Origin of the sequence: Mesorhizobium loti R88b, assembly GCF_013170845.1 — a bacterium.
GTDB lineage: Bacteria > Pseudomonadota > Alphaproteobacteria > Rhizobiales > Rhizobiaceae > Mesorhizobium > Mesorhizobium loti_B.
Map to the genome: position 1 here is coordinate 1533541 of NZ_CP033367.1, position 26376 is coordinate 1559916.

The following is a 26376-nucleotide window of genomic DNA, read 5'->3' on the forward strand; positions in this document are numbered from 1 at the left end:
TTGCGGGGGCCGGCGCGGAAGCAAAAATACAGGTCGACTGAAGCATGGCAGATTTTGTTGCTGTTCTGAAAAAGGCGCTCGACAAATACGGCGAGCCGACGCCCGAAACGCGCACGCGGACCTATGACGGCGCGCGGTCGGCACTCGTCAAGAAACTTGCGGAGTTTTCGCCGCCGCTGTCAGCCGACGTCGTGGCCAAGCAGAAGCGCTCCCTGGAAGACGCCATTGCCAGCGTCGAGCGCGACTATGCCCGGAGCGTGCCGGAAACGGACCCGCTCGCCGAGCTGGAACACATTTTTTCCTCCATCGACCGCAACAAGAACCAGCCGAGCCATACGCGCCAGCCAGTGCCGGCGGCGCCAGCGTGGCAGGCGCCGCCAGCCCCCAAGCCGGACCCTTATCGCCCCGCGCCGCCGCCTGCCGCCAAGGTCGAGCCAAGCTGGCAGAAGTCAGCGCCGGTGCAGCCGGCCGCCCCGAAGCTGGCCGACCATACCTTGCCGGGTATGGATGCGGACCAGGACGATGACCAGGGTGGCGTCTTCCCGAACGATGACGAGCCGGTCGCGGAGGCCGATGCTTTCCCGCGCCTGCGTCCGGCCGAGCGCAAGCGCAGCTATGGCGGGCTGATCGCCGCCGTCGTCGCCTTGCTGGTGGTTGCCGGCGGCGGCTATGGCGTCTGGCTGAACAAGGATGCGTTCAGCAAGATGCTGGGCCTCGGCGGCAGCAAGGTCGTTGCCAAGACCGAGCCGGTGAAACCGGCGCCCGCCAAGCCGGCCACCGACGCGGCGGCGACGCCATCGGCGCCCGCGGCAGGCGCCGATGCGACGAAATTCACGCAGCGGCTGACGCCTGAAGGCGGCGAAACCGATCCCGGTCCGGCCGGCGGGCAAAGCGGCATAGGCGAGGGTGAGTCCGTTGCAGCACTGACCACGCCGCCGACGGCGACGAACGCGCCGGCAACGCAGCCACCGGCCATAGCCGCGCCGCCCGCGGCAGCACCAGCACCAGCCGCAGCCACACCTGCCGCGCCCGCAGCCGACGCGGCGCCCGCTGCGACGCCGCCTGCCAACGGAACCGCACCCGCCGCACCGGCCAATGCCGCCGCAACGCCGCCAGCACCCGCGGCCGCCACGCCTCCCTCGGCGCCGGCAGCCGCTCCGGCGGCGCAAACCTCGTTGCCGGTCGGTCAGAAAGCGATCTTCTATGAGGAGCGCACCAGCACCGCGCAGGGTTCGGCCGAGCCCGGCAGTATCGTCTGGTCGCTGGTGCAGGAATCGCCCGGCGGCGACCTGCCGCCCGAGCCGGCGATCCGCGCCGAGGCGACGATCCCCGGCAAGGACATCCAGTTGCGCATGACCATCCGCCGCAACACCGACCAGACGCTACCGGCCAGCCATATCATCGAGATGATCTTCCTGACGCCCGACGGTTTCGAAGGCGGCGGTGTCGACAACATATTGCGTGTCGCCATGAAAAGCTCGGAGCAGGACGCCGGCAGCCCGCTGATCGGGATTCCGGCCAAGATCGCCGACGGCTTCTTCCTCGTCGCGCTCAACGACACCAAGGCCGATGAGGACGCCAACATGACCTTGCTGCGCGGCCAGGACTGGATCGACGTGCCGGTTGTCTACAAGACCGGACGGCGGGCGCTGCTGACCATGGAAAAGGGCATTCCCGGCGAGAAGGTTTTCGACGAGGCGATCAAGGCCTGGCAGGCGAAGACGGCGGGCTGACGACTGAGGGTTCCGCCCGGCCGCCTCCTTCGTTCAAAAGCCCTGGAACAGCATGTCGAGTGCGGCGACGATGTCGTCGCGATGCCTCGTCAGGTTCAACCGACTTTCGCCCAATTCGCTCACCGGAACGGTGCCAATAAGGTGTGTGGCCATAACCAGCTTCCGGGCGTTGATCTCGAATATCGGATGAAGTTTTCGCATTGGCGGCGGCACCATTGCGACCGGCAGAAGTGGGACGACTACCCGAGTCTTGAAATTGTCGAGCAGGTCGGATTGAACGTCGAGCAGATAGCTGCCTTCGACGCGACCTGCGAAGACGTCATATCGAGGCATCAGAACTGCCGATACTCTTCCAACGGAATGCCGTTCCTTTCGGTATAGTCGTTCCAGGCATCCATGGTGGCGCGGTTCTCAAGCTTCCACAGCCGTGTTTTTTCAGCCGCCACCGCTTCCGCAATGCCAGCTTCCGCAGCGCGCGAGACATTCACGTCTAGCCCCTTGGCTTCCCGCATGAGGTTGGAATCGATCGACAGATTTGCAGGCTGACGGATCGCATTCAAGGCAATCTTACGCATAATGGCCTCCGCAACATGCGCATAACATATGCGCATTCTCGTGCAGGAGCAATAATCAAGCGAATGGTTATAGGTGAGGCGCCCGGCCCTCCGCTATGGCTCCGGGCGTTCGTCGCTTCAATCGACAAATCGTTGCCGATTGATCGGCCTACGGCCGAGCGCTTCTCACCCTTCCATCTCCTCGCGCAACATCTCCAGTTCCAGCCACTCTTCCTCGAGTGCTGCCAGCGTCGCGCGTTCCTTGTCGAGGGCGGCGATGGTTTTCTGGAACGAGGCGGGATCGCGCTCGTAATAGGCGGGGTCGGCGATGTTGTTCTCAAGCCGCGAGATCGACGTGGTCACCGCCTCGATCTTCTTCGGCAAGGATTCCAGCGCGAATTTCTGCTTGAACGACAGTTTCTTCGCCGGTCCCTTTGGGGCTGCCGGTTCGCTCTTGCCCGGTGCCGGCGCGTCGCCGGCCTCGGCTTTTGCCCGCGCCTTGCGGTCGTCGAGACGGGTTCCGCCGCGCTGTGCCAGCATGTCGGAATAGCCGCCGGCATATTCGATCCAGCGCCCGTCGCCATCCGGCGCGATCAGACTGGTCACGGTTCGGTCGAGAAAGTCGCGGTCGTGGCTGACCAGGATGACGGTGCCGGCGAAGCCGGCGACCAGTTCCTGCAAGAGTTCCAGCGTCTCCATGTCGAGATCGTTGGTCGGCTCATCAAGCACCAGGAGGTTCGCCGGCCGCGCCAGCACACGCGCCAGGATCAGCCGCGCCCGCTCGCCGCCGGACAGTTCTCGCACCGGCGTGCGGGCCTGCTCCGGCTTGAACAGAAAATCCTTCATGTAGGAGACGACATGACGCTGCTCGCCATTGATGACGAGGTTTTCACCACGCCCATCGGTGAGGTATTGCGCCAGCGTCTCCTGCGGGTCGACGGCCTCGCGCTTCTGGTCGAGCGTGGCGATCTCCAGATTGGTGCCGAGCCGCACCGAGCCCGCGTCCGGCGCCAACTCACCGGTCAGCATCTTCAAAAGCGTCGTCTTGCCGGCGCCGTTGGGGCCGACGAGGCCAACACGGTCGCCGCGCTGGATGCGGGTCGAGAAGCCCTTGACCACGGTGAGATCGCCAAAGCTCTTCTCGATGTTTCTCGCCTCGATCACCAGCTTGCCGGATTCGGCAGCATCGCTGGCCACCATGGTCGCAGAACCCTCGGCGCCGCGATGGCCGCGAAAATTCTTGCGCATGGTCTGCAACTCGCCCAGCCGGCGCATGTTGCGCTTGCGCCGCGCCGTCACGCCATAGCGCAGCCAGTGCTCTTCACGCACGATCTGGCGGCCGAGCTTGTGCTGCTCGCGCTCTTCCTCTTCCAGCACCTGATCGCGCCACTCCTCGAAATGGCCAAAGCCCTTGTCCAGCCGGCGGGTCTGGCCACGGTCGAGCCAGACAGTGGCGCGCGACACGCGCTCGAGGAAGCGGCGGTCGTGCGAGATGACGATCAGTGCCGAAGAGGTGCGGATGAGCTCTTCTTCAAGCCATTCGATGACGGACAAATCAAGATGATTAGTCGGCTCATCAAGCAGCAGAATGTCAGGCTCCGGCGCCATGACACGGGCAAGGGCGGCGCGCCTGGCCTCACCGCCCGACAGATCGTTCGGCCGCTCCTCGCCCGACAGGCCGAGATGCTCCATCAGATAGCTGGCGCGGTAGGGATCGTCGGCGGGCCCGAGCCCGGCCTCGACATAGGCGCGCACGGTGGCGAAACCTTCCATGTCGGGCATCTGCGGCAGATAGCGGACGGTCGCCGAGGGCTGGCGAAACACTTCGCCGTCCTGCGGCTCAATCATACCGGCGGCGATCTTGAGCAGGGTCGACTTGCCAGAGCCGTTGCGGCCGACCAGTGCGATCTTGTCGCCGGCTGAAGCCGACAAGGCAGCACCATCGAGCAGTGGTGTGCCGCCGAAGGTCAACTTTATCCCGTCGAGATTGAGAAGGGGCGGGGCCATGTCAGCTTTCGGGCAAGGGAAAGGGATGAGCGAGTAGCAGGGCGCGACCGTGACCGAGCGCGATTTCGAGGCGACCCCCAGTCTTGTCGAACTTGACCTCGTTGGAGATGGTCAGTGACGAGCCGAAGGCAACCTCGACCTTGCTCAGCGGCCATTTGGCGCCTGTAACGGTCAGGCCGGCAAGTTCGGAAAAGCCGAGGATCGAAAACAACGTGCCGTCGGCATAGTCGAAGCGGGCCTTTCCCACCAGCAGGGGTACAGCTTCCTGGGCGCCGCTGGTCAGCAGCACGTCCGTTCCGGCCTCGCCCAGCCGCAGGGCGAGCGCCAGATGCAGGAAGGCGTGATCGGCACGCTTGCCGCCGAACGCGCCCGCCAGCACCAGTCGGGTGGCGCCGCGTTCAAGTGCCGCGGCGATCGCCAGTTCGCCATCGGTCTTGTCCTTCTCCGCCGGAAAGGTCTGGCGGGGCACGGCGGCGAGAGCGTCCGGCAGATTGGCCGGCACTGAATCGAAATCACCCACCCACAGTTCCGGCACAAGGCCGAGCAGCCGCGCATGGCCAATGCCGGCATCGGCGGCGATGACGCGCGTGCTCTCGACCTGGCGGTCGAGCCGGGGCGTGCGGATGAGATCGCCGCCAAGCAGGATGGTGAATGTGCTCATATCCCGTGGCCCTTACCAGCCCGGCAGCCGAAACGGAAGGCCGGCAAACTGCCACTTGCGTGGTTCGTCGGCCGGGCCTATGTGTCGAAACGCTCTAACGGGGTGCCGGCTGCGATCTTCGCGGACCGGCTGAGAGGCAGTATCGCCAACCCGCTGAACCTGATCCGGTTTGTACCGGCGGAGGGATTAGACGTTTCGGACAGTCCGACGCCTCAATTCCTTTCAATTCGAACGAAGGAGGCGCCGATGCGCACGCTTTTATACTCTCTTGCCTCAGCCATGATCGTGGTGCTGTCCGGGCCGGCCTTGGCCAAGGACAAGCTCACCGTCTACACCTATGAGAGCTTCACCGCCGACTGGGGTCCCGGCCCCGTGGTGAAGAAGGAATTCGAGGCCGAATGCGGCTGCGATGTCGAGTTCGTCTCGGTCGCCGATGGCGTGGCACTGCTTAACCGCGTCAAGCTGGAAGGGGCATCGACGAAGGCCGATATCGTGCTCGGCCTCGACACCAATCTCACCGCCGATGCCAAGGCGTCAGGCCTGTTTGCCCCGCATGGCGCGGTGAGCGATGTCAACGTGCCGGGCGGCTGGAGCGACGATACTTTTGTTCCCTTTGATTACGGCTACTTTGCCGTCGTCTATGACACCGAAAAGCTGAAGACGCCGCCAAAAAGCCTGAAGGAATTGGTCGAAGGCAGCGCCGACGACAAGATCGTCATCCAGGATCCGCGCACTTCGACACCCGGTCTCGGCCTGCTCTTGTGGGTCAAGTCGGTCTATGGCGACAAGGCGCCGGAGGCCTGGGCCAAGCTCAAGACGAAAGTGCTGACCGTAACGCCGGGCTGGAGCGAGGCCTATGGCCTGTTCACCAAGGGCGAGGCGCCGATGGTGCTGTCCTACACCACCTCGCCCGCCTACCACATGGTCGCCGAGAACACGCAACGCTACCAGGCGGCGTCCTTCGAGGAAGGCGAGTATCTGCAGATCGAAGTCGCCGGTATCACCACGACTGGAGCGAAGAACCCGCTGGCGGAAAAGTTCATCGCTTTCATGACCGGACCGAAGTTTCAGGACGCGATCCCCGAGACCAACTGGATGTTCCCGGCCGGCAAGACCGACAAGCCGCTCAACCCGGCCTTCGACAAACTGGTCAAGCCAACCAAGACCTTGCTGTTCAGCCCCGAAGAGGTTGCCGCCAACCGCAAGGCCTGGGTGGATGAATGGCTGGCGGTGATGAGCAAGTAACGACGCAATGGCGCCGGCGAATCCCACAGATCCTCGCATCACCGCCGGCATCATCGCGCTCGCCGCTATCACATTGCTGATCGGCGGCGCGTTTGCCGGGTTGCTTGTCGAAGGCGCCCATGACCTTTCGGGCGCCTGGGCCGCCTTGGATTTCTACCTCCTGCGCGTTGTCCGCTTCACGCTCTGGCAAGCCGCGCTCTCGACCCTCCTTTCAGTCATCCCGGCGCTGTTCGTGGCGCGTGCCCTGTCGCGGCATCCGCGCTTTTTCGGCCGCGCCTTCATCCTGCAGCTTTTCGCCGTGCCGCTGGCGCTGCCGGCGATCGTCGCGGCGCTCGGCATCCTGGCGCTCTACGGCCGCGCCGGCTATTTCGCCGGCCTGTTCAGTGCCATCGGCGGCCAGGGCTGGCCAGGCATTTACGGTCTGTCCGGCATTCTTGTCGCCCATGTCTTCTTCAATTTGCCACTGGCAACACGGCTGTTCCTCGAGGCACTGCAGACCATACAGGCCGACCAATGGCGGTTGGCGAGCCAGCTTGGCATGGGCGCAAGGCCGGCGTTCCGGCTGATCGAATGGCCGACGCTGCGCGCAGCCTTGCCCGGGGTTGCCGGGCTGGTCTTCATGCTTTGCATCACCTCCTTCACCATCGTTCTGACGCTCGGTGGCGGACCGGCCGCGACGACGCTGGAGGTTGGTATCTACCAGGCGCTGCGCTTCGACTTCGATCCCGCGCGGGCGGTGACGTTGACATTGCTGCAGATCGCCTTGACCTTCATCGTGGTGCTGGCGCTGACCCGGCTTGGCGCCAATGTCATTGGCGATGCCAGCCTGCCGGTCGCGCCGCGCCGCTATCTCTCAGTCAACAGAGCCGAGGTGTCGCTCAACGCCGCGCTCATCGTGCTGGCGTTGCTGTTCGTTGTCGGACCGATGGTGGCCACGGTGATCGCCGGTTTGGGCGCCGATCTCGGCCGGTTGGCCGGTGAGGCCACTGTCCGGCAGGCGACGCTGACCAGCGCTGTACTCGCCTTCCTGTCGGCGCTGCTTTCGGTGATGCTGTCGCTGGCTCTCACCATAGCCCGCCGGGCACTGGCGCTGGGCCGCCGCGCCGGCCCAAAGACACTGCTCGAACACGCAACCGATACCGGCGCAGGTTTTGTCTTGGTCGTGCCGCCGATCGTCATCGGCGCCGGCTGGTTCCTGTTGCTCCGCCATGCCGGTGATGTCTTTGCCATCGCCCCGGTCATGGTCGTCACCGTCAATGCGGTGATGGCGATGCCATTCGCGCTGCGCGCCGTCCGTCCCGCCTATGATGCGGCGAGCGAGCGTCACGAGCGGCTTTGTGCGCAGCTCGGCATTTCCGGCTGGGCAAGGTTGCGGCTGGTCGATTGGCCATCCTTGCGGCGGCCGCTCGCCACCGCTTTCGCCTTCGCCATGGCGCTGTCACTGGGCGACCTCGGCGTCATCGCGCTGTTCGGCAGTGATTCCGTGCAGACCTTGCCCTACCTTCTGCTTTCGCGCATGGGCAGCTACCGCACCGAGGACGCCGCTGGCCTGGCGCTGTTGCTTGGCCTGGTCTGCCTTGCACTGGTGCTGGCAGCGGACTGGCTAGGAAGGGAAAAGGTCTGCAATGTCTGACGGGACGAAGGACAGGAAGGGTGTTCCGGTGCGGCTGGACAAGGTCTCGTTCAGCTATGGCGAGGCGCCGCTCACCTTCGATGTCGCCTTCGCCGCGGCGGAAATCACCGCCGTCATGGGGCCGAGCGGCTCGGGGAAGTCGACGCTGCTCAATCTGGTCGCCGGCTTCGAGACACCTCAGTCCGGCCGTGTGCTGATCGGCGGGGCCAATGTCGTCGCCGCGCCGCCGGCCGTGCGCCCGGTGTCGATGGTGTTCCAGGAAAACAACCTTTTCGCCCATCTTTCCGTCGAGCAGAATGTCGGGCTCGGCCGCTCGCCATCGCTGCGGCTGACCGAGGCCGACCGCGCTGATATCACCGGGGCGCTGGCGCGCACCGGCCTTGCCGGCAAGGAAAAACGCCTGCCGCGCGAACTCTCCGGCGGCGAACGGCAGCGTGTGGCGCTCGCACGTGTGCTGGTGCGCGATCGGCCGGTGCTGTTGCTCGACGAACCCTTTGCGTCGCTCGGACCCGCCTTGCGCGACGATATGCTCGACCTGGTTGCCGGCTTGCATGCAGAACGCGGCATGACGGTGCTGTTCGTGACGCACCAGCCGGAGGATGCCCGCCGCATCGGCCAGAATGTGGTGTTTCTGGACAATGGTAGCGTCGCGGCCAAAGGCACTGCGGACGATTTTTTTTACGGGGCTGGTCCGGAGGCGTTCCGGCGCTATGTTGGCACAAACATCCACACGGCTGGATCACGAGATATTGCCCGGAAGCGGACATAATTTACGCCCAAACCGGTTCGAGGCGATATGGCGCTTGCTTGCCATGACTGGAGTAGTGTGGCTAGGTCCGCTCAATACCGGTCCTGCGCAGGCCGTGATTTGCCTACAGCATCCGCCGTCCGCCCCAAGCGACGTGCGACGGATGCTGTAGCTGTTTGAAGTGGCGCGTGACACTCTTCGAAGATCGCAAGGGATTTTCGTCGTCATGCGCCAGGACCTGAAAGGAAGCCGTTCTGGCGATCGGCGCTGACAAAGTACGAATGAACCCGCTGGCGCGCTTTCTCGCCCTGGCCGGCTTTGCTGTGGCCCTGGCCAGTTGCCAGATGTTCACGCCGCCGGATGTGCAGGAATCCGGCTTTCAGCCATCCGACAAGCCGATCACGGTCGACAATGTCGGCGCCAACAGCAAGCTCGCCGAGATGGCCAAGGCGCAGCACCCGCGCATCCTGGCGACCTATGGCGGCGAGTATTCCGATCCCAAGCTCGAGCGCATGGTCGCCAAGGTCGTCGGCAATCTGACCGTGGTGTCGGCCAACCCGACCCAGACCTATCGCATCACCATCCTCAATTCGCCCAACGTCAACGCCTTCGCGCTGCCGGGCGGCTACCTCTACATCACGCGCGGCCTGTTGGCGCTGGCCAATGATTCGTCCGAACTCGCCGCCGTCATCGCGCATGAGATGGGCCACGTCACCGCCAATCACGGCTTGCAACGGCAGCAGCTCGAAGCCGAGGAAGGCCTGGCGACCAAGGTGGTCTCGGACGTGCTGGGCGACAGCCCGACCGCCAAGGCGGCTCTGATCCGCGGCAAGCTCAGGCTGGCGCAGTTCTCGCGCAACCAGGAGCTGGAGGCCGATGCCATCGGCATCAAGTCGATCGGTGAGGCCGGCTACGATCCCTATGCCGCCGGCCGCTTCCTGCAGTCGATGTCGGCCTATACCGATTTCCGCTCGATATCAGGTGCCACCGACGCCAGCCTCGACTTCCTGGCGACGCACCCCAACACGCCGCAGCGTATCGATCTGGCGCAGCGCCACGCCCGCCAGTTCGGCGCGCCCGGCTTTGGCACGCGTGACCGCGATTCCTTCCTGGCCGGCATAGACGGCCTGCTTTATGGCGACACGCCGGAAGAAGGCTATGTGCGCGGCGAGACCTTCCTGCATCCGGGGCTCGGTGTGTCGTTCACGGTCCCGGACGGTTTCATCATCGACAATTCGGCGGCAGCGGTGACGGCGACCGGGCCGGGCGACATCGCGATCCGCTTCGACGGCGTTTCGATCGACAAGAACCGGGCGCTGACCGACTATATCAGAAGCGGCTGGGTTGCCGGTCTCGTCGACAGCACTGTCAAGCAGGAAACGATCAACGGCAATGAGGCGGCGACGGCCCATGCCGGTGCCGAAGGCTGGCAGTTCGACATCGCGGTGATCCGCGCCGGCGGCCAGGTCTACCGGCTGTTGACCGCCGCACCTTCGGCCAGCACCTCGCTGGATACGGTGGCGCGCTCGGTCAGCGGGTCGTTCCGTATCCTCAGCCCTGAAGAAAAGGCGGCCTTGAAGCCGCTGCATATCCGCGTGCTCACCGTGCAGCCGGGCCAGACCATGGGCTCGCTCTCCGCGCAGATGGTCGGCGTCGATCGCAAGCTCGACCTGTTCCGGGTGCTCAACGCGCTTTCGCCAGGGGCCGCGGTTTCGGCCGGCGACAAGGTCAAGATCGTCACCGACAAGTAGTCCGCGTCCACGCGGCGCCCTTTAACGCACCGTGGACACAACCTGCCTGCCTACGCAGCCATGAATTCCGGGTTCTGAGCCACCAGCGCGACCTTGAGCTTTTCCATGGCGCGGGCCTCGATCTGGCGTACGCGTTCCTTGGAGATGCCCAGTGTCTCGCCGAGGGATTCGAGCGTCGCGCCCTCGTCGTTCAGCCGGCGCTCCTCGATGATCCTGAGTTCTCGTGCGTTGAGCGCTTGAAGCGCCTCTTTCAGCCAGAGCGAGCGGCGCGCGACATCGATCTTGTCGCCGACGATCTCATCGGGCAGCGGGTCGTCCGAGACCAGGAAGTCCATCCGCTCGGTTGCACCCGTATCATCGGCAAGCGGCGCGTTCAGCGACGAGTCCGGCGCCGACAGCCGTGAATCCATCATCGCCACATCAGCCTCGGAGACGCCAAGCGCTACCGACACTTCGCGGTAGAGGGTCGTGTTGGAGAGCGGCTCCGCACCGTTCGCCAGCCGGGCACGCAGGCGCCTGAGATTGAAGAACAGCGCCTTTTGCGCCGAACTGGTGCCGCCGCGCACGATCGACCAGTTGCGCAAGATATAATCCTGCATCGAGGCGCGAATCCACCACGTCGCATAGGTCGAGAACCGCACCTCGCGCTCGGGCTCGAAGCGGGCGGCAGCTTCGAGCAGGCCGACATGGCCTTCCTGGATCAGATCGCCGAGCGGCAGACCGTAATGGCGGAATTTGGTGGCCATGGAAATGACCAGCCGCATATGGGCGACGGTGATGCAGTGCAACGCGTTCTGGTCTTTGTCTTCTTTCCAGAGCAGGGCCAGGCGATGTTCCTCGTCGCGTTCAAGGTAGGGAGCTTTCATTGCCGCGCGGACCATGATCCGTCCTGCCGTGTCTTGCATCATGAGGCGCTCCCTGGGGCGATATGACTGACGTTACGAACTCGGCAGGGCACCGGTTGAAATCGCGGCGTCGCGCCCTAGAACAGCCAAAACGTACGGTGTGCGGGAATGGTTCCCTGGCTGTTGCCAGGCGGATCATCTTGCTTGAACGATGTGCGCACGGGCCAGTAACGACTTCGAATGTCGCCAAGAAACGGCGTTTCGAGAATCTGATTTCAGAAACACGATGTTTTTGAAATCAAGTTCCTTATTTTTTCCGGTTGCATCTGCCATTTTCCAGCCCTCACAACATGCCGGGTAACCGGCCAAGGACGGGATCACAGAAAAATGAAATGGCTCAAGTCACTTATCGTCGCCGGAACGCTGCAGGCCCTGGCGATCACCGCTGGTCACGCCGGCGCCAATCTCGATCAGATCAAGCAGGCGGGCGTGCTTAAGGTCGGCACCGAGGGCACCTATGCGCCGTTCACCTATCATGATGCCTCCGGCGCTCTGGTCGGCTTCGACGTCGAGATCGCCAAGGCGATCGCCGACAAGCTCGGCGTCAAGGCCGAGTTCCTCGAAGGCAAGTGGGACGGGCTGATCGCCGGTCTCGACGTCAGCCGCTATGACGCCGTCATCAATGAAGTCGGCATCACCGACGCCCGCAAGGCCAAGTATGATTTCTCCGATCCCTACATCGCCTCCAAGGCAGTGCTGATCGTGCGCGGCGACAACACCGACATCAAGACCTTCGCCGATCTCAAGGGCAAGAAGTCGGCGCAGTCGCTGACCTCGAACTTCGGCAAGCTGGCCGAGACGAACGGCGCCGAACTCGTGGGCACCGACGGCTTCGACCAATCGATCCAGCTGCTTTTGACCGGCCGCGCCGACGCCACCATCAATGACAGCCTGTCCTTCCTCGACTTCAAGAAGCACAAGCCCGACGCCAATGTGAAGATCGCCGCGCAAGAGGAAAACGCCGACTATTCCGGCGTCATCGTGCGCAAGGGCGATCCGGAACTGGTCGCTGCCATCAACAAGGCGCTGGCCGACATCAAGGCCGACGGCACCTACAAGAAGATCGCAGACACCTATTTCGGCCAGGACGTTTCGAAGTAATTTCCGGGGCCGGTCGACGGCCGGTCTTATGCAACATGCCCAGCGGCGAGCCGTCTTTGACGGCCCGCCGCTTTTGTCGTGATATGGCGCATTAGCGCTTCGATGAAGCTGCCTTGACCAGAGCAGTTCACCGTTTCACGGAAACGGCGTACTGCTCCAACTCTTTGTTTTTACGCAATTCCGGACGGAAAACCGTTAACACTTTCCCTGGAATTGCTTCAGTCTGGAGGGTCCTTCGTGCCGCACTGGCTGCAACTGATGCTGGAGTCGCTGCCTTCGCTGCTCTGGGCCGCTCTCATCTTCACCGTGCCGTTGACGCTGCTGTCCTTCGTCCTCGGCTTGACGGTCGGTCTGGGCGCAGCACTTGGCCGCTTGTTCGGACCGAAGCCGGTGGTCGCGCTGGTGCGCTTCTATGTCTGGATCTTCCGCGGCACGCCGCTTTTGGTGCAACTGTTCCTGATCTTCTACGGCCTGCCGTCGGCCGGCATCCTGCTCGACGCCTTCACGGCGGCACTGATCGGCTTCACGCTCAACATCGGCGCTTACACGTCGGAAATCATCCGTGCCGCCATCGGCTCGGTGCCGAAAGGCCAGTGGGAAGCTGCCTATTCGATCGGCATGACCTGGAGCCAGGCGATGCGGCGCACCATCCTGCCGCAGGCCGGCCGTGTCGCGGTGCCGCCTCTCTCCAACACCTTCATCTCGCTGGTCAAGGACACCTCGCTGGCGGCTGCCATCACCGTGCCGGAGATGTTCCAGGCAGCGCAGCGCATCGTCGCCACCACCTATGAGCCGCTGATCCTCTATGTCGAGGCGGCGATCCTCTATCTGGCGCTGAGCTCGGTGCTGTCGGCCTTGCAGACCCGGCTGGAAACCCGGCTCAACCGCTATGGCGGCTTCCTGGAGGCACGCTCATGATCGGCCTCAGCAACATCGAAAAGCGCTTCGGCGACAATCTCGTGCTGAAGGGCGTGACGGTTGCCATCGCTGAAGGCAGCGTCACGGCACTTGTCGGCCCTTCGGGCGGCGGCAAGAGCACGCTGCTGCGCTGCATCAACCTGCTGGAGATCCCGACCTCAGGCACGGTGCGCATCGGCGAGGAGACGCTCGAATTCCATCCCGGCGGCAAGGTCTCGGCTCGGGACATCCAGCGCCTGCGCCTGCAGACCGGCATGGTGTTCCAGAATTTTCAGCTGTTCCCGCACCGCACCGCGATCGAGAATGTCATGGAAGGGCTTGTGACGGTGCTGAAATGGCCGACGGAGAAGGCGCGCGAGCGGGCGCTCGCTCTGCTGGAAAAGGTCGGCATGGCGCACAAGGCCGATGCCTGGCCGGCGACGCTGTCAGGCGGCCAGCAGCAGCGCGTGGCGATCGCGCGGGCGCTGGCGCCATCACCAAAAGTGCTGCTCTGCGACGAGCCGACTTCGGCGCTCGATCCGGAACTGGCGCAGGAGGTGGTCGATGTGCTCGGCAAGCTCGCCAGCGAAGGCACGACCATGGTGATGGCGACGCATGATCTGCGCCTCGCCTCCAAGATCGCGCAGGAAGCGGTGTTCCTCGACGCCGGCGTCATCGTCGAGAAGGGGCCGTCCGCCATGCTGTTCGGCAATCCGGAACAGCAGCGGACGAAGCGGTTCATCGCGACGCTGAAGCAGGAGGCTGAGAAGGAGGGCGGGGGCCAGGCGTAGGCGCGTCCCTTGTTTCGCCTGTTCGAAAAACAAAAAACCCGGCGCGAGGCCGGGTTCTTCATGGATTCCTATTCGAAAGCGATCAGGCAGCTTCTTCCTGCTCGGCTTCCTCATTGTCGGCCTTGGCGCCACGCTTAGGGCCCTTGTTGAGGTTCACCTCGATCAGGCGCACAGCCTCGGTTTCCGACATGCGGTTGACGGCCGCGATCTCGCGGGCCATGCGGTCGAGTGCCGCCTCATAGAGCTGGCGTTCGGAATAGGACTGCTCCGGCTGGTTATCGGCGCGGTAGAGGTCGCGCACGACTTCCGAGATCGAGATCAGGTCGCCCGAATTGATCTTGGCATCATATTCCTGGGCGCGACGCGACCACATGGTGCGCTTCACCCGGGCGCGGCCCTGCACGACCTTCAGCGCGCGCTCGACATAATCCTCTTCCGAAAGCTTGCGCATGCCAATGGAGGTCGCCTTGGCGACCGGCACCTTCAGGCGCATCTTGTCCTTCTGGAAGTCGATGACGAACAGTTCCAGCTTGTGACCAGCCACTTCCTGCTCGTCGATCGACACGATCTGGCCGACGCCGTGCGCCGGGTACACGATGTATTCGCCGGTCTTGAAACCGTGGCGCGCTCCGGTGGACTTCTTCTGCGGGGTGATCGTTGCCATTACGCCCTGAACTCCTTGTTGTGGTACCGGCGTCCTGCCGGCCCGAACTCGTGCGACCGGGGAAACCGATCGTTAGCCGCACAACTGATGAACCCACCGGAAAGGCCGGGACCGGCAAACCGCACGAATTGCGACCGCCTGGCCCAGATCGCTCTGGTCCGGAGTGGGATTTTCACCTTTCAGTGATTTGGGGCGTCTGCGCCATAAATCGACGTTGTGTCACCGGCATGTTTCGCTGATGTAACACAAAAAGTCGGAAGAATCAAGGTTTTGCTGCATTCGCGAAGGCCACAGGTCAGCCCCGCCTGTCAAGGCGGTTACTGTGGCATGTCTCTTACGCTGCGTAATACCAGCCTTTACGGCCGCATTGTCAATCGCCTTCGCCGGGCTCGGCGGAGAAGTACTTCTCGAACTTGCCGGCTTCGCCGTCGAAGGTTTTGGCGTCGGCCGGCGGTTCCTTCTTGGCGGTTATGTTAGGCCATTTCTCGGCGTATTCAGTGTTGACCTGCAGCCACTTGTCGAGGCCGGGCTCGGTGTCGGGCTTGATCGCGTCGGCGGGGCATTCGGGCTCGCAGACGCCGCAGTCGATGCACTCGTCGGGATGAATGACGAGCATGTTCTCGCCCTCGTAGAAACAGTCGACCGGACAGACCTCGATACAGTCCATGTATTTGCATTTGATGCAATTGTCGGTCACGACATAGGTCATCGGTAGGCTCCGGGACGTCCCAGCTTTATTGGGCTTTTTCCGTGAGGTAACGCCTTTATCAGCCGCTTGCAAGGGCGGCCATGCCCGGCGGCCTCGGTGTTCTCGGAATGGAATTCCAGGCAGCCAACACGCCGGGGGCGTGTGATGTCGCGTGGAGCGTCTTGTTTGCCGGGTTCAGTTCTGTCCCGCCTACGCCGTTAACCTGAGATCGCGGCGCGCGTTCCGGTCGGCACGCCTCAATCTTCGCCAATCAAGCGGTCGGTCAGGCGGCGCTCCCGTTTGGTCGGGCGGCCGCTGCCGGCCTCGCGCAGCGCCGGGATGGCATTGGGAAGGGCGTCGCCCTTTGGCGCAGGCGGCGGCGACATGTCCTCATACAGGGTGCGGGCTTCCTCGGCCGGGCCGCGCCTGACACCGGCGCCGAGCACCTTCCAGACGAAAATGCGACGGTCGAGCGTGATGGTCAGCACGTCGCCGGGCTTGACCAGATCGGAGGCCTGCGCTGCTTTGTCGCGATTGATGCGCACGCGTCCGGCGACGACCAGCTTGGCCGCCAGCGAGCGCGATTTCACCGCCCGCGAGAAGAACAGCCATTTGTCGATGCGCTGGCGGCCTTCAGCAACCATCGAAGCGCGCCGGTTTTACTTCTTCAGCTGGTCGCGCAAGGCGGCGAGCTTGGCGAAGGGTGAGTCCGGATCGAAGCGCACCGGGCGCTCCTCGCGCGGCTTCGGCTGGAAGGCCGGCTTTGCGCCGCCCTTGCCGCGATCGGGGCCACCCTTACCGTCCGGCCTGCCACCCTTCCAGTCAGGCCGACCCTCGCGGCGTTCAGGACGCTCGCCCTGCGGGCGGCCCTCGCGGCGCGGTTCGCCTTCGGCGGCCGGCTTGGGCTTGAACTTCGAGCGGTCGAAGCGCGGCTTGGCGGCACCGTCGCGCCGCCCTTCATGGGCGGGACGTTCTCCCGGTGCAGCCGTGGCCGGTGCGCCGGCCGCATCGGCCGGTGCATTGCCGTGTCCACGCGCTTGTCCGGTGCGCTGGCGGTTGTTGCGGCCTTCGTGATGGCGCGGACGCTGTTCGAAGCGGCCCTGACGCCACAGCAGGATCGGCTTGGGCGCTTCGGCTTCCGCGGCGGGCGCGTCAGTGGGCGCCTCGACCACCACGGCAGGCTCGTCCGAAACCGCTCCCGTTGCCGGCGCAGCTTCGGCAACAGGCTCCATCGGTGCGGACTCGGCAGATTCGGCTTCCGCCTCTGGCTCGGCGGCAGGTTCAGCAGCAGCGGCGACAGCCTCCGTTGCAGGCCCTTCCTCGGCCGGAGCTTCCGCCTGCTCTTCCGCGACAGGCTCTGCTGCCGTTTCGGCGATGATTTCGGCTGGAGTTTCGACGGCGGCCTCCACGGCAACGGCCGGTTCCGAACCCTCGACGGAGGCCTCCGCAGCTGTATCGATTGCGACCGCTTCGGCTGCCTTGGCCTGCTCGGCGCGGGCGGCCTCTTCCGCCGCAAGCTTTGTAGCGGCGGCTTCGCGTGCGGCGGTATCCTGCGCTTCGAGCCGCGCCTTGACCTCGGCGGGCGGCTTCGGTTCGGCGCGATAGCCCAGGCCCTTCAGGATCTCTTCCATGTCGTCGGCGGTGGCGCCGAGGATCGACATCATCGGCGGCGTCACCATGAAGGACTGGCCGTCATAGGCGCCGTCCGGGCGCTGGCCGAGGCCGGGCTTCCAGTTGGTCGCCGGACGGATCAGGTCGGCCAGCCGCTCCAATATGTCGATACGCACGGCGCGGCGGCCGAGATTGCGGTAGCCGGCAAGCTTGTAGAAGGCCTTGTCGAAGGTTGGGTCGATGACCACCGAAGTGCGGCCCGACGCCAGCGCATGGACGACGTCGCCAAATCCCGGCTTGTCCTTGCCGTCGTTTTTCAGTGCCCACAGCAGCGTCACCAGTCCGGCGGGTGCGGGCTTGATCAGCGCCGGCACGAAGACATGGTAGGCGCCGAAGCGCACGCCAAGCCGGCGAAGGGCCGCGCGACCTTCCTGGTCGAGCGACTTCATCTCCTCGGCGATGTCACGGCGGTTGATGAGGCCGAAATTCTCGACCAGCTGGAAGGCGATGCCACGGCCGATGCCGGAAATCTGGTCGGCGTTCTTCAAGTCGACCAGCGGCTTCAGCAGCGACTCGATCTGGAAATTGACGAAACGTTCGGCGCGCGCGGCGACCTTGTCGCGCGCCGGGCCGGTCAGTTGTTCGTCGGCCAGCAATATCAGGCGGGGCTTCAGCGCGTCCTCGCCTGAAACCAGCGTGCCGATCGGCGCGCCGATCCAGCGCAGTGTGCCATCCGAGCCAAGCGCGAGGTCGCCATTGGCGCAAGCGCCGAAACGTTCGGCGCGCGCCTCGAATTCGGCGGCCAGCGCCTTTTGCGCGGCGGTGCGCACGGCCTTGGCGTCTTCGCCGCCGGCGGTCTGGTCGGCGGTGAAGCGGAACCCTTGCAACTCGCCGACGTGATGGCCTTCGACAAGGACGGTTCCGGTAGGGCTAATTTCGGCTTCAGGCATGGTATTTTCTCTAAGGCGCCGCATGAGGACGGAAGTCCTGCGGTCTACGAAGCGTTTCGTCAACCGTTCATGCAGCGCATCCGACAGTCTGTCTTCGATTTCGCGCGTCTTTTCCTGCCAGTGTGCCTGATCGGCCAGCCAGCCGGGCCGGTTCGACACGAATGTCCAGGTGCGGATCTGAGCAATGCGATGCGACAGCGTGTCGATGTCGCCCTCGGTTGTGTCGGCGCGGCGCACCTGCTCGGCCATGTAGTTTTCGTCGACATGGCCGTGGCGGGCGAGGTCCATGTAGATCGAGGCGATGAGATCGGCATGCTGGGCCGGAGCGATCTTCCTGTAATCGGGGAGCGCGCAGGCTTCCCACAGCAGCGCCACGCGCTCGGCATCGGTGGCGAGCGCGCGGATATCTCCATCGCGTGACAGATATTCAAGCGCCTGCGCATCGACGGCCGGCAGCGCGCGCGTCAGCCCTTCGACAGGCGCATTGGTCTCGATCGAGCGCTTCAGCGCATCGAGGCTGGCGAAATCGAAATGGGCGGTGCGCCACTGCAGCACCTTCACCGGCTCGAAATCATGGCCTTCGATCTTCTTGACCAGGTCCTCGTCGAGCGGATCGACCTGGCCGGTGACGCCAAAAGTGCCGTCGCGCAGATGACGGCCGGCACGACCGGCGATCTGGCCGAGTTCAGCAGCCGTCAGATTGCGATACTGGTAGCCGTCGAATTTACGATTCTGGGCAAAGGCGACATGGTCGAGATCAAGGTTGAGGCCCATGCCGATGGCGTCGGTGGCAATGAGATAGTCGACATCGCCCGACTGGAACAGCGCCACCTGCGCGTTGCGGGTGCGTGGCGAGAGCGCACCGAGTACGACGGCCGCTCCACCCTGCTGGCGACGGATCAGCTCGGCGATGGCATAGACCTCGTCGGCGGAGAAGGCGACGATCGCGGTACGCCGTGGCAGGCGGGTCAACTTCTTCGAACCGGAATAGGCGAGATGCGACAGCCGCGGCCGCGTCACCACCGAGACGCCCTTCAGCAGGCGCTGCAGGATGCCGTGCATGGTGGCCGCGCCCAAGAGCAGCGTTTCCTGCCGGCCGCGCAGATGCAGGATGCGGTCGGTGAATATGTGGCCGCGCTCGAGGTCGCCGGCGAGCTGCACCTCGTCGATGGCGACGAAGGCGGCGTCAGTCTGGCGCGGCATGGCTTCGACTGTGCAGACCGAATATTTCGCGCCCGGCGGCTGGATCTTCTCCTCGCCGGTGATCAGCGCGACCTTGTGGGCACCGACCTTCTCGCAGACACGGGCGTAGACTTCTCGGGCCAGCAGCCTGAGCGGCAGGCCGATCACGCCGGTTTCGTGCGCCACCATGCGCTCGATGGCCAGATGGGTCTTGCCGGTGTTGGTCGGCCCAAGCACGGCGGTCACGTCGCGGCCCGACAGGATCAGCGGCTCGGTGTGTTTCGGCTGGATGTTCATCGGTCTGGAAATAAGGCTTTCTGGCCTCTGTTTGTCGGGAGCGTGCCTTGGGTGGCGCGTATGACAGGCGACACATAGGGATTTCGGGGGGAAAGCGAAAGCGGAATGTTCCGTCGGCGGCGAGAAGGGTCTGTGTCAAGCTCCAAAATGGTCGCTGATTAAGAGTTGGAACGAGTCTGGAACGAAACGGCGACGAATCAGTGACTCCCGCAGATTCAGCTTTTGTTCACGGCTACATGTGGATTTCGTGACCGTGAGTCTCACCACATGCTGAATCACCGAACTGGCCCGTTTTATGCTGGGCGATGTTCGTCCTTAACCTTTGCCGGGAAACGAAGGAAATGACGCGATGCTCTTCACCCAAGATTATGAAATTGTTAATCTTTCTGAATTGGGTGTTAAGGCATTGCAGGCGATTCCGGGCCATTAACGTTAATTTCCGCTCAGAGCCGGAACGAATAGGCGACAAAGCAGCACCGGCGGTATTTTCCCGTTTTGTTCCGCCGATATCTTGTATTGTGAACAGCTTATCCACCGACAATCCACAGGCTTGACCACAGGGTTCGCACAGGCGGCCCTGCCGGCGTTAACCTTTGCGTGCCGGATTGGATCATCGCGTCGCAGCGGGGCGTTTCGAGAGCCCAAAGCATCAGATAAAGCGGACCGGTTTCCCGGTCCGCTCGTTACAGCCAGAAGCCGTTGAATGTCTCAGGCGAAGTACTGGCCGCCATTGGCTGTTATGGTCGAGCCGGTGATGAAGCCGGCATCCTCGGAAGCGAGGAAGACGACGCAGCGCGCGATCTCTTCCGGTTCGCCGAGGCGGCCAACCGGGATCTGCGGGATGATGCGCTCGTTGAGCACCTTCTCGTCGATCGCCTTGACCATTTCGGTGGCGATGTAGCCGGGGCAGATGACGTTAACGGTGATGCCCGCACGGGCACCTTCCTGGGCGAGAGCCTTCGAGAAGCCGATGTCGCCGGCTTTGGCGGCGGAATAGTTGACCTGGCCAGCCTGGCCCTTCTGGCCGTTGATCGAGGAGATGGTGATGACGCGGCCGAACTTGCGGTCGCGCATGCCGCCCCACAGCGGATGCGTCATGTTGAAGACGCCGGAAAGGTTGGTGTCGATGACTTCTTTCCACTGCTCGCGCGTGATCTTGTGGAACATGGCGTCGCGGGTGATGCCGGCATTGTTGACCAGCACCGAGACCGGGCCGAGGTCGGCCTCGACCTGCTTGATGCCGGCGGCGCAAGCGTCATAGTCGGCGACCGACCATTTGTAGACCGGAATGCCGGTCTCGGCCTTGAACTTCGCCGCCGCCTCGTCATTGCCGGCATAGTTCGCGGCAACCGAATAGCCGGTGGCTTTCAAAGCGATCGAGATCGCCGCGCCGATGCCGCGCGATCCACCCGTGACGATTGCAACCTTGGTCATATTTCCTCCCTTTGGTCGGAAGAGTGAGTAGGGAGTAGCCAATAGCGAGTAGGGATTTGGCGTCCCGCCGCGCTGAAGCCATTCTTCCCTATTCGCTACTCCCTATTCACTACTCACTTTTTTCAGAGTGCTTCGATGCACAGGGCGACGCCCATGCCGCCGCCGATGCACAGGGTGGCGAGGCCCTTCTTGGCGCCGCGGCGCCGCATCTCGTAGACAAGCGTGTTGAAGATGCGGGCGCCCGAGGCGCCGATCGGATGGCCGATGGCGATGGCGCCGCCATTGACGTTGACGATCGAGGGATCCCAGCCCATGTCCTTGTTGACCGCGCAGGCCTGCGCGGCGAAAGCCTCGTTGGCCTCGACCAGATCAAGATCGCCGACCGACCAGCCAGCCTTTTCCAGCGCCTTGCGCGAGGCAGGAATGGGTCCGGTGCCCATGATCGCCGGATCGACGCCGGCGGTTGCCCAGGAGACGATGCGCGCCAGCGGGGTGATGCCGCGCCTTGCGGCTTCCGCTTCGCTCATCAGCAGCGCGCCGGCCGCGCCATCATTGATGCCGGAAGCGTTGGCGGCGGTCACGGTGCCGTCCTTGTCGAAGGCCGGCTTCAGCTTGGTCATGGCATCGATCGTTGCGCCGTGGCGGATGTATTCGTCCTGGTCGACAATGGTGTCGCCCTTCTTGCCCTTGATGGTGAAGGCAACGATCTCGTCCTTGAACTTGCCGGCCTTCTGCGCGGCCTCGGCCTTGTTCTGCGAGGCCAGTGCGAACTGGTCCTGGTCGTCACGCGTGATCTGGAACTGGCGCGCGACGTTCTCGGCGGTGTTGCCCATGTGATAGCCGTTGAAGGCATCCCACAGCCCGTCCTTGATCATGGTGTCGATCATCTTGTAGTCGCCCATCTTGACGCCCGCGCGAAGGTGCTCGGCGTGTGGCGACAGCGACATCGACTCCTGGCCGCCGGCGATGATCACCTTGGCGTCACCGGTGGCGATCTGCTGCATGCCGAGCGCAATGGCGCGCAGGCCCGAGCCGCAAACCTGGTTGAGGCCCCAGGCAGTGGTTTCCTTGGGCAGGCCGGCAATGATCGAGGCCTGGCGGGCCGGGTTCTGGCCTTGGGCCGCGGTCAGCACCTGACCGAGGATCACCTCGTCAACTTCGGCGGCCTCGACACCGGCGCGCGACAAAAGCTCCTTGATGACGACGGCGCCGAGTTCATGCGCCGGGGTGGCCGCGAAAGCACCGTTGAAAGATCCAACGGCCGTGCGCGCGGCACTGGCGACAACGATGGAATTGGCAGAGGACATTTTCTTCTCCAGACTTCGAGCTGTCGTGTTTTTGGGCATTGTTGGGGACTTTTCTTGCCCTTTCCATGATCCAAGTCAAACCGGAAATGGGCATGGCGCCCATGCGCCGCAAGCAGGCCGCATGTTGCCATGGAGGCGGTCCTTGCATTGCTGCGCAGCATATTGTGCCCGCCCTGCAGCATTAAATGATGCCGCACTGCACAAACTGCTTGGAATTATGACGCTTTTGCGCATATCCTTTGAAAAGGCGCAATCGTTACCGGCTGCTTACTCAGGCCAGCCGGTGTCCGGGGAGGATGCAGATGGCCGCAAAAGACGACCCGATCATTATCAAGAAATACGCCAATCGCCGCCTCTATAATACGGGGACGAGCACCTATGTGACGCTCGAGGATCTGGCCGAGATGGTCAAGAAGGGCGAGGAGTTCACCGTCCAGGACGCCAAGACCGGCGATGACATCACGCATCCGGTGCTGACGCAGATCATTTTCGAACTGGAGAACAAGGATGGGCAGAACATGCTGCCGATCCCGTTCCTGCGCCAGTTGATCGCCTATTATGGCGACCAGATGCAGATGATCGTGCCGAGCTTCCTCGAACAGTCGATGCTGGCCTTTTCCAAGGAGCAGGAGCGCTTTCGCGAGCAGATGAAGGGCGCCATCGGCAAGTCGCCGCTCGACGTGATGAAGATTGCGACGCCGATCAAGGCGCTGGAAGAGCAGACGCGCCGCAACATGGAAATGTTCCAGAATGCGATGCGGCTGTTCACGCCGTTCCCGCCAGCCGGCTCCACGCCAGCCGCGGCTCCCGCCGAGCCGGCCAAGAAGGAAACGCCGGAGAAACCCGACGACCTTCAGGAGCTGAAGAGCCAGATCGCGGCCATGCAGCGCAAACTCGACACGATGTCGTGAGCAGGCAGCCGGTCAGGCGTAGCGTTTAGGTCAAATCCGGCCGTGCGTTACCCGTCGATCGTCATCTGCCACAATTCCCAGATATCGTCGGCCCGCCCGTCGAGCGAGCGATAGAAAGCCTTGGCCGGCATGTTGGATTTCAGCACCGTCCATTTGATGGCGGATGCGCCAATGTCTGCGGCGTATCGGCGAAGCCGTTCAACAAGCAGATGGCCGACCGACATGCCGCGCGCCGCCTCGGCGACATAAAGTTCCTTAAGCCAGACGACAGGCTTCAGATCGTAAGTCCAGGGGATGATGTAGTGGACGGCGATGCCGACGATAACGTCCTTTCGCTCCGCCACAAACACAACGAAGCGGGGCGATGGCCCCAGCCCATGCGTGATCAGGTCGGCCTCGGTGACGCGGAACTTGTCGTCATAGCCCTCGAAGACCGCGAGTGCCCGCATGAGGACCAGCACCGCGCCGACATCCCGCCGCTCGAACGGACGGACGGTAATCGCCGCGTTGCGCATGTCTTTTTGTCCTCGTTGCCGATCTTGTCTGGTTGGCGCACGGGCCTCGGGCTGGCGATCATGCGCGCAAGACACCAGGCTCCTTGCCTGAAGCGAAGGGGAGATCTTCGTCCTGCCAGCCTGAAATGCCACCGATCATGATCTTAACCGGCCGGCCGAGACCGGCCAGCTTGAAGGCCGCCCGGTCCGCGCCATTGCAATGCGGTCCGGCGCAATAGACGACGAACAGCGTGCCTGCCGGCCATTGTGCCATCCGCTTTGCATTGATTTCGCGGTGCGGCAGATGCAGCGCGCCGGGCACATGGCGGCGTTCATAGGCTTCCGGAGAACCGACCACATGCAGAAGGACAAAGTCCGGCTCTCCGCCGCGCAGCGCTGCTGCGACGTCGGAGCAATCGGTCTCGACGGAAAGCCGGCGCAAAAAGTGGTCCCGGGCAATCTCCGGCGATGCCGCTGCAATGTCCGTCACGTAGCTCATTCTCGTATCTCCATTGCTGATGCGACGGAGATAAAGCACCCGGGCAGGGTGATTGCAGCTGGCAGCTTTGCCATATATCGTCAAGATCATGCCAAATCTTCCGCCCGCCAATCCGCGCCCTGCCAACCCTCTTGTCGTTGCCGTTGCCTATGACGGCTTATGCACGTTCGAGTTTGGTGTGGTGGTTGAAGTCTTTGCCTTGCCCAGGCCGGAAATGGGCGAGGATTGGTACCGTTTTGCGGTTGCCGGGATCGACCCCGGTGAAATGCGCGCGCTGGGCGGCGTGCGCATCGTCGCTGATGGCGGTACGGATCTGATCGGCCAGGCCGATACAGTGGTCGTGCCTGGATGGCGCGGACCAGATGCCCCCGTGCCGCCGTCGCTGATCGAGGCGCTTCGGAAGGCAAACGAGAAGGGTGCTCGAATTCTTTCGATCTGTTCTGGCGTCTTCGTGCTTGCCGCCGCCGGACTGCTTGCAGGCAAAAGAGCGACCACACATTGGCGCTATAGCGAGAAACTGAGGGAGATGTATCCCGACATCACCGTGGTCCCGGACGTTTTGTACATCGATGAGGGAAATGTGCTGACATCGGCCGGCAGCGCTGCCGGCATCGATCTCTGCCTGCATCTGGTGCGGCGCGACTTCGGCACCAAGGCGGCCAACATGGTGGCGCGACGCCTGGTTGTGCCGCCGCACCGCGACGGCGGTCAGGCGCAGTATGTCGAGAGTTCCGTTCCGGAGCCGCACGAACGCAGCCGGCTGGGTCCCTTGATCGACAGAATGCGTGCCAATATTTCCGCCGAATATCCCGTCGCTGTCCTGGCGGACCTGGCCGGGATGAGCGAGCGGACATTCCTGCGCCGGTTCGCGGCCGCAACCGGCGTCACGCCGGCGCGCTGGCTGCTCTCGGAGCGGCTTTCGCGAGCGCGCACACTGCTGGAAGATACGGCCATGCCGATCGAGCGGATTGCCGAGACCGCCGGATTTGGCGCGGCGGGGACCTTGCGTCATCACTTCCGTCAGCAGTTCTCCACGACGCCCGCTGCGTATCGTGCGCGGTTCGGGACCAATGCCAAGTCCGCCTGACGATTTCGTCCGCTGTCAGGGCAACAGTCCCTCATAGCGGCCACGTGGCCGGATGATGCTGCCGCTCAGGATCTGTTCGACCATATGCGCGGCCCAGCCGACGCTGCGTCCAAGCGCGAACAGGTGGAACGGCGCATCGCGTGGCAACCCCAAGCTGCGCGTCAGCACTGCCAGGGCAAAGTCGATATTCGCTGGAGCGCCGGTCGCGGCAATGGCGGCAGTTTCCAGCGCCCGCAACGTCTCGTCGGTGTTGTCGATGGCCGCCAGAAGCGCCGTGGCCCTGGGATCGCCCTCGGGATAGAGTTGATGGCCGAAGCCAGGCAGTGGCCGGTCATGGCCGAGCCACCGCCGGATCGTGGCATCGGCGCCATGCCGCGCCGCATCCTCCGCCAGCTGCATCACGGCTTCGCCGGCGCCACCGTGTCTAGGGCCGGACAGTGTGGCCAGACCCGCCAGCAGGCAAGCGGCGGGCGAGGCACCGGTGGAGGCGGCGACGCGGGCCGCGAACGTCGATGCGTTGAGCTCGTGATCGGCGAGCAGCACAAGGGCGCGCCGGATCGCTTCGGCACCGGTATCATCGACCGACCAACCCCGAGCCAATCGCCGATGCACGGGATCCGGTCCGGTCTCGGCACCGAGGGCACCGGCCAGCACGCCGATCGCGCGCGCGGCATCAGTGCACAGCGAGGCGGCGCTGCGTCCGAGCGAAGGCCGCGCCTGGCCGGCAAGCAAGGCGAGTTGCGCAAAGGCCGAGGCGCGGCCGACCTGGCGAGGCGCATCTGGCGACGGCGTTTCGAAGCGCACTGGTTCAGCCAAGGCCCAAAGCACAGCGGCGGTCTCTTCCAGCGTGGCATGATCGGACAGCGCAGCGGCGTCCTTGCCCCGATAGATCAGCTGGCCATGCCAGACGGTTGAGACCGAGGTGACGATCGATGGCTCGCCCCAGGCAATCGCGCTTTCGGCTATGGCCGAAGGGCTGCGTCCACGCGCCCGCCTTGTCGCAAGCGCCGCGATGTCGTCGGCGCGATATTCGCTGCGGCGCGGATCGGCCCGGTCCGGGCGCATGCCGATGCGCCCACGGCTGACATAGGCATAGAGCGTCTGCGGCCTCACCCGAAGCCTTTCCAGCGCCTCTTCCCGCGACAACCATTCCGACATTTCTGACTCTGATATTGATTCTATTGATCAAGATTGATGGTAGCGTTGCCCAGCCTTATCTCCGATCT

General features: G+C 63.8%; 25 protein-coding genes and 1 riboswitch. Of the genes, 10 read left to right on the plus strand and 15 right to left on the minus strand.

Annotated elements, in window-relative coordinates; genetic code table 11:
• Positions 1-44 precede the first annotated feature (44 nt).
• The gene (locus tag EB235_RS07450; protein WP_027031595.1) at positions 45-1733 is read left to right on the plus strand and encodes a hypothetical protein; all 1689 of its coding nucleotides are present in this window, start codon (positions 45-47) and stop codon (positions 1731-1733) included.
• 33 nt (positions 1734-1766) lie between these two features.
• Here the strand turns inward: EB235_RS07450 and EB235_RS07455 are convergent, their stop codons facing one another.
• The 4 genes from EB235_RS07455 to EB235_RS07470 all read right to left on the minus strand — a co-directional run bounded on the left by EB235_RS07455 (position 1767) and on the right by EB235_RS07470 (position 4955).
• On the minus strand, positions 1767-2066 hold the full coding sequence (locus tag EB235_RS07455) for a CcdB family protein (protein ID WP_027031594.1): 300 nt from the start codon (positions 2064-2066) through the stop codon (positions 1767-1769).
• Complete coding sequence (locus EB235_RS07460; protein WP_027031593.1) at positions 2066-2308, minus strand: type II toxin-antitoxin system CcdA family antitoxin; 243 nt, start codon at positions 2306-2308, stop codon at positions 2066-2068. Before EB235_RS07460 ends, EB235_RS07455 begins: the two co-directional genes overlap by 1 nt.
• A 165-nt stretch (positions 2309-2473) precedes the next feature.
• The gene (locus EB235_RS07465) at positions 2474-4294 is read right to left on the minus strand and encodes an ABC-F family ATP-binding cassette domain-containing protein (protein ID WP_027031592.1); all 1821 of its coding nucleotides are present in this window, start codon (positions 4292-4294) and stop codon (positions 2474-2476) included.
• A gap of 1 nt (position 4295) precedes the next feature.
• Positions 4296-4955 carry a thiamine diphosphokinase gene (locus EB235_RS07470; protein ID WP_027031591.1) on the minus strand — a complete coding sequence of 220 codons (660 nt, stop codon included), beginning with the start codon at positions 4953-4955 and terminating at the stop codon, positions 4296-4298.
• An 88-nt stretch (positions 4956-5043) separates the two neighbouring features.
• Positions 5044-5158: riboswitch (TPP riboswitch) on the plus strand.
• A 43-nt stretch (positions 5159-5201) separates the two neighbouring features.
• Between EB235_RS07470 and thiB the strand changes: the two genes are divergently transcribed.
• The 4 genes from thiB (at position 5202) to EB235_RS07490 (ending at position 10332) form a co-directional block, all read left to right on the plus strand.
• On the plus strand, positions 5202-6200 hold the full coding sequence (thiB, locus tag EB235_RS07475) for a thiamine ABC transporter substrate binding subunit (protein WP_027031590.1): 999 nt from the start codon (positions 5202-5204) through the stop codon (positions 6198-6200).
• Positions 6201-6207: 7 nt separating this feature from the next.
• Positions 6208-7833, plus strand: a complete 1626-nt coding sequence (thiP, locus tag EB235_RS07480) for a thiamine/thiamine pyrophosphate ABC transporter permease (RefSeq protein WP_027031589.1) — start codon at positions 6208-6210, stop codon at positions 7831-7833.
• Positions 7826-8602 carry a thiamine ABC transporter ATP-binding protein gene (gene thiQ / locus EB235_RS07485; protein ID WP_027031588.1) on the plus strand — a complete coding sequence of 259 codons (777 nt, stop codon included), beginning with the start codon at positions 7826-7828 and terminating at the stop codon, positions 8600-8602. Before thiP ends, thiQ begins: the two co-directional genes overlap by 8 nt.
• Before the next feature lie 260 nt (positions 8603-8862).
• Positions 8863-10332 carry a M48 family metalloprotease gene (locus EB235_RS07490; protein ID WP_027031587.1) on the plus strand — a complete coding sequence of 490 codons (1470 nt, stop codon included), beginning with the start codon at positions 8863-8865 and terminating at the stop codon, positions 10330-10332.
• A gap of 50 nt (positions 10333-10382) precedes the next feature.
• Here EB235_RS07490 and EB235_RS07495 read toward each other — a convergent pair whose 3' ends face one another.
• Complete coding sequence (locus EB235_RS07495; RefSeq protein ID WP_027031586.1) at positions 10383-11240, minus strand: RNA polymerase factor sigma-32; 858 nt, start codon at positions 11238-11240, stop codon at positions 10383-10385.
• Positions 11241-11564: 324 nt separating this feature from the next.
• On the opposite strand from EB235_RS07495, the gene EB235_RS07500 reads away from it, so the two are divergent.
• The 3 genes from EB235_RS07500 to EB235_RS07510 all read left to right on the plus strand — a co-directional run bounded on the left by EB235_RS07500 (position 11565) and on the right by EB235_RS07510 (position 14026).
• Positions 11565-12338 (plus strand): amino acid ABC transporter substrate-binding protein, encoded by a 774-nt coding sequence (locus tag EB235_RS07500; protein WP_027031585.1) that lies wholly within the window; start codon positions 11565-11567, stop codon positions 12336-12338.
• A 237-nt stretch (positions 12339-12575) separates the two neighbouring features.
• Positions 12576-13256: an amino acid ABC transporter permease gene (locus EB235_RS07505; RefSeq protein ID WP_027031584.1), complete on the plus strand. Its 681-nt coding sequence runs from the start codon at positions 12576-12578 to the stop codon at positions 13254-13256.
• The gene (locus EB235_RS07510; protein ID WP_027031583.1) at positions 13253-14026 is read left to right on the plus strand and encodes an amino acid ABC transporter ATP-binding protein; all 774 of its coding nucleotides are present in this window, start codon (positions 13253-13255) and stop codon (positions 14024-14026) included. The genes EB235_RS07505 and EB235_RS07510 overlap by 4 nt, the downstream gene beginning before the upstream one ends.
• Positions 14027-14108: 82 nt before the next feature.
• Here EB235_RS07510 and EB235_RS07515 read toward each other — a convergent pair whose 3' ends face one another.
• From EB235_RS07515 to EB235_RS07545, 7 genes are all read right to left on the minus strand, one after another.
• Entirely contained in the window at positions 14109-14690 is a 582-nt protein-coding gene (locus tag EB235_RS07515) for a CarD family transcriptional regulator (RefSeq protein WP_010911999.1), read from the minus strand.
• 370 nt (positions 14691-15060) lie between these two features.
• The gene (fdxA, locus tag EB235_RS07520) at positions 15061-15399 is read right to left on the minus strand and encodes a ferredoxin FdxA (protein ID WP_027031582.1); all 339 of its coding nucleotides are present in this window, start codon (positions 15397-15399) and stop codon (positions 15061-15063) included.
• A 236-nt stretch (positions 15400-15635) separates the two neighbouring features.
• The gene (locus EB235_RS07525; RefSeq protein WP_027031581.1) at positions 15636-16022 is read right to left on the minus strand and encodes an RNA-binding S4 domain-containing protein; all 387 of its coding nucleotides are present in this window, start codon (positions 16020-16022) and stop codon (positions 15636-15638) included.
• 15 nt (positions 16023-16037) lie between these two features.
• Positions 16038-19418: a helicase-related protein gene (locus EB235_RS07530; protein WP_027031580.1), complete on the minus strand. Its 3381-nt coding sequence runs from the start codon at positions 19416-19418 to the stop codon at positions 16038-16040.
• A 232-nt stretch (positions 19419-19650) separates the two neighbouring features.
• Positions 19651-19953 carry a hypothetical protein gene (locus tag EB235_RS07535; protein ID WP_155256428.1) on the minus strand — a complete coding sequence of 101 codons (303 nt, stop codon included), beginning with the start codon at positions 19951-19953 and terminating at the stop codon, positions 19651-19653.
• Between the two features lie 173 nt (positions 19954-20126).
• Positions 20127-20852: an acetoacetyl-CoA reductase gene (phbB, locus tag EB235_RS07540; RefSeq protein ID WP_027031579.1), complete on the minus strand. Its 726-nt coding sequence runs from the start codon at positions 20850-20852 to the stop codon at positions 20127-20129.
• Between the two features lie 122 nt (positions 20853-20974).
• Entirely contained in the window at positions 20975-22159 is a 1185-nt protein-coding gene (locus tag EB235_RS07545; protein WP_027031578.1) for an acetyl-CoA C-acetyltransferase, read from the minus strand.
• A 302-nt stretch (positions 22160-22461) separates the two neighbouring features.
• On the opposite strand from EB235_RS07545, the gene phaR reads away from it, so the two are divergent.
• Positions 22462-23070, plus strand: a complete 609-nt coding sequence (gene phaR / locus EB235_RS07550; RefSeq protein WP_027031577.1) for a polyhydroxyalkanoate synthesis repressor PhaR — start codon at positions 22462-22464, stop codon at positions 23068-23070.
• A gap of 47 nt (positions 23071-23117) precedes the next feature.
• On the opposite strand, the gene EB235_RS07555 is transcribed toward phaR, so the two are convergent.
• Complete coding sequence (locus EB235_RS07555; protein WP_032925618.1) at positions 23118-23585, minus strand: GNAT family N-acetyltransferase; 468 nt, start codon at positions 23583-23585, stop codon at positions 23118-23120.
• A 58-nt stretch (positions 23586-23643) separates the two neighbouring features.
• Positions 23644-24063, minus strand: coding sequence for a rhodanese-like domain-containing protein (locus tag EB235_RS07560; protein WP_027031576.1), 420 nt, complete (start codon positions 24061-24063; stop codon positions 23644-23646).
• Between the two features lie 88 nt (positions 24064-24151).
• Here EB235_RS07560 and ftrA point away from each other — a divergent pair, with 88 nt between their 5' ends.
• Entirely contained in the window at positions 24152-25150 is a 999-nt protein-coding gene (gene ftrA, locus EB235_RS07565; protein ID WP_027031575.1) for a transcriptional regulator FtrA, read from the plus strand.
• A gap of 15 nt (positions 25151-25165) precedes the next feature.
• Here the strand turns inward: ftrA and EB235_RS07570 are convergent, their stop codons facing one another.
• Positions 25166-26308 (minus strand): citrate synthase, encoded by a 1143-nt coding sequence (locus tag EB235_RS07570; RefSeq protein WP_027031574.1) that lies wholly within the window; start codon positions 26306-26308, stop codon positions 25166-25168.
• Between the last annotated feature and the right edge of the window lie 68 nt (positions 26309-26376).

Excerpts from the sequence above, each read along its gene's own strand:
- thiP (WP_027031589.1), top strand. The coding sequence starts at position 6,208 with ATGGCGCCGGCGAATCCCACAGATCCTCGCATCACCGCCGGCATCATC.
- EB235_RS07500 (WP_027031585.1), top strand. The coding sequence starts at position 11,565 with ATGAAATGGCTCAAGTCACTTATCGTCGCCGGAACGCTGCAGGCCCTG.
- EB235_RS07510 (WP_027031583.1), top strand. The coding sequence starts at position 13,253 with ATGATCGGCCTCAGCAACATCGAAAAGCGCTTCGGCGACAATCTCGTG.
- ftrA (WP_027031575.1), top strand. The coding sequence starts at position 24,152 with ATGCCAAATCTTCCGCCCGCCAATCCGCGCCCTGCCAACCCTCTTGTC.
- thiB (WP_027031590.1), top strand. The coding sequence starts at position 5,202 with ATGCGCACGCTTTTATACTCTCTTGCCTCAGCCATGATCGTGGTGCTG.
- EB235_RS07530 (WP_027031580.1), bottom strand. The coding sequence starts at position 19,418 with ATGAACATCCAGCCGAAACACACCGAGCCGCTGATCCTGTCGGGCCGC.
- EB235_RS07495 (WP_027031586.1), bottom strand. The coding sequence starts at position 11,240 with ATGATGCAAGACACGGCAGGACGGATCATGGTCCGCGCGGCAATGAAA.
- EB235_RS07515 (WP_010911999.1), bottom strand. The coding sequence starts at position 14,690 with ATGGCAACGATCACCCCGCAGAAGAAGTCCACCGGAGCGCGCCACGGT.
- phaR (WP_027031577.1), top strand. The coding sequence starts at position 22,462 with ATGGCCGCAAAAGACGACCCGATCATTATCAAGAAATACGCCAATCGC.
- EB235_RS07545 (WP_027031578.1), bottom strand. The coding sequence starts at position 22,159 with ATGTCCTCTGCCAATTCCATCGTTGTCGCCAGTGCCGCGCGCACGGCC.
- EB235_RS07525 (WP_027031581.1), bottom strand. The coding sequence starts at position 16,022 with ATGGTTGCTGAAGGCCGCCAGCGCATCGACAAATGGCTGTTCTTCTCG.
- EB235_RS07465 (WP_027031592.1), bottom strand. The coding sequence starts at position 4,294 with ATGGCCCCGCCCCTTCTCAATCTCGACGGGATAAAGTTGACCTTCGGC.
- phbB (WP_027031579.1), bottom strand. The coding sequence starts at position 20,852 with ATGACCAAGGTTGCAATCGTCACGGGTGGATCGCGCGGCATCGGCGCG.
- fdxA (WP_027031582.1), bottom strand. The coding sequence starts at position 15,399 with ATGACCTATGTCGTGACCGACAATTGCATCAAATGCAAATACATGGAC.
- thiQ (WP_027031588.1), top strand. The coding sequence starts at position 7,826 with ATGTCTGACGGGACGAAGGACAGGAAGGGTGTTCCGGTGCGGCTGGAC.
- EB235_RS07570 (WP_027031574.1), bottom strand. The coding sequence starts at position 26,308 with ATGTCGGAATGGTTGTCGCGGGAAGAGGCGCTGGAAAGGCTTCGGGTG.
- EB235_RS07490 (WP_027031587.1), top strand. The coding sequence starts at position 8,863 with ATGAACCCGCTGGCGCGCTTTCTCGCCCTGGCCGGCTTTGCTGTGGCC.
- EB235_RS07450 (WP_027031595.1), top strand. The coding sequence starts at position 45 with ATGGCAGATTTTGTTGCTGTTCTGAAAAAGGCGCTCGACAAATACGGC.
- EB235_RS07555 (WP_032925618.1), bottom strand. The coding sequence starts at position 23,585 with ATGCGCAACGCGGCGATTACCGTCCGTCCGTTCGAGCGGCGGGATGTC.
- EB235_RS07470 (WP_027031591.1), bottom strand. The coding sequence starts at position 4,955 with ATGAGCACATTCACCATCCTGCTTGGCGGCGATCTCATCCGCACGCCC.
- EB235_RS07560 (WP_027031576.1), bottom strand. The coding sequence starts at position 24,063 with ATGAGCTACGTGACGGACATTGCAGCGGCATCGCCGGAGATTGCCCGG.
- EB235_RS07460 (WP_027031593.1), bottom strand. The coding sequence starts at position 2,308 with ATGCGTAAGATTGCCTTGAATGCGATCCGTCAGCCTGCAAATCTGTCG.
- EB235_RS07455 (WP_027031594.1), bottom strand. The coding sequence starts at position 2,066 with ATGCCTCGATATGACGTCTTCGCAGGTCGCGTCGAAGGCAGCTATCTG.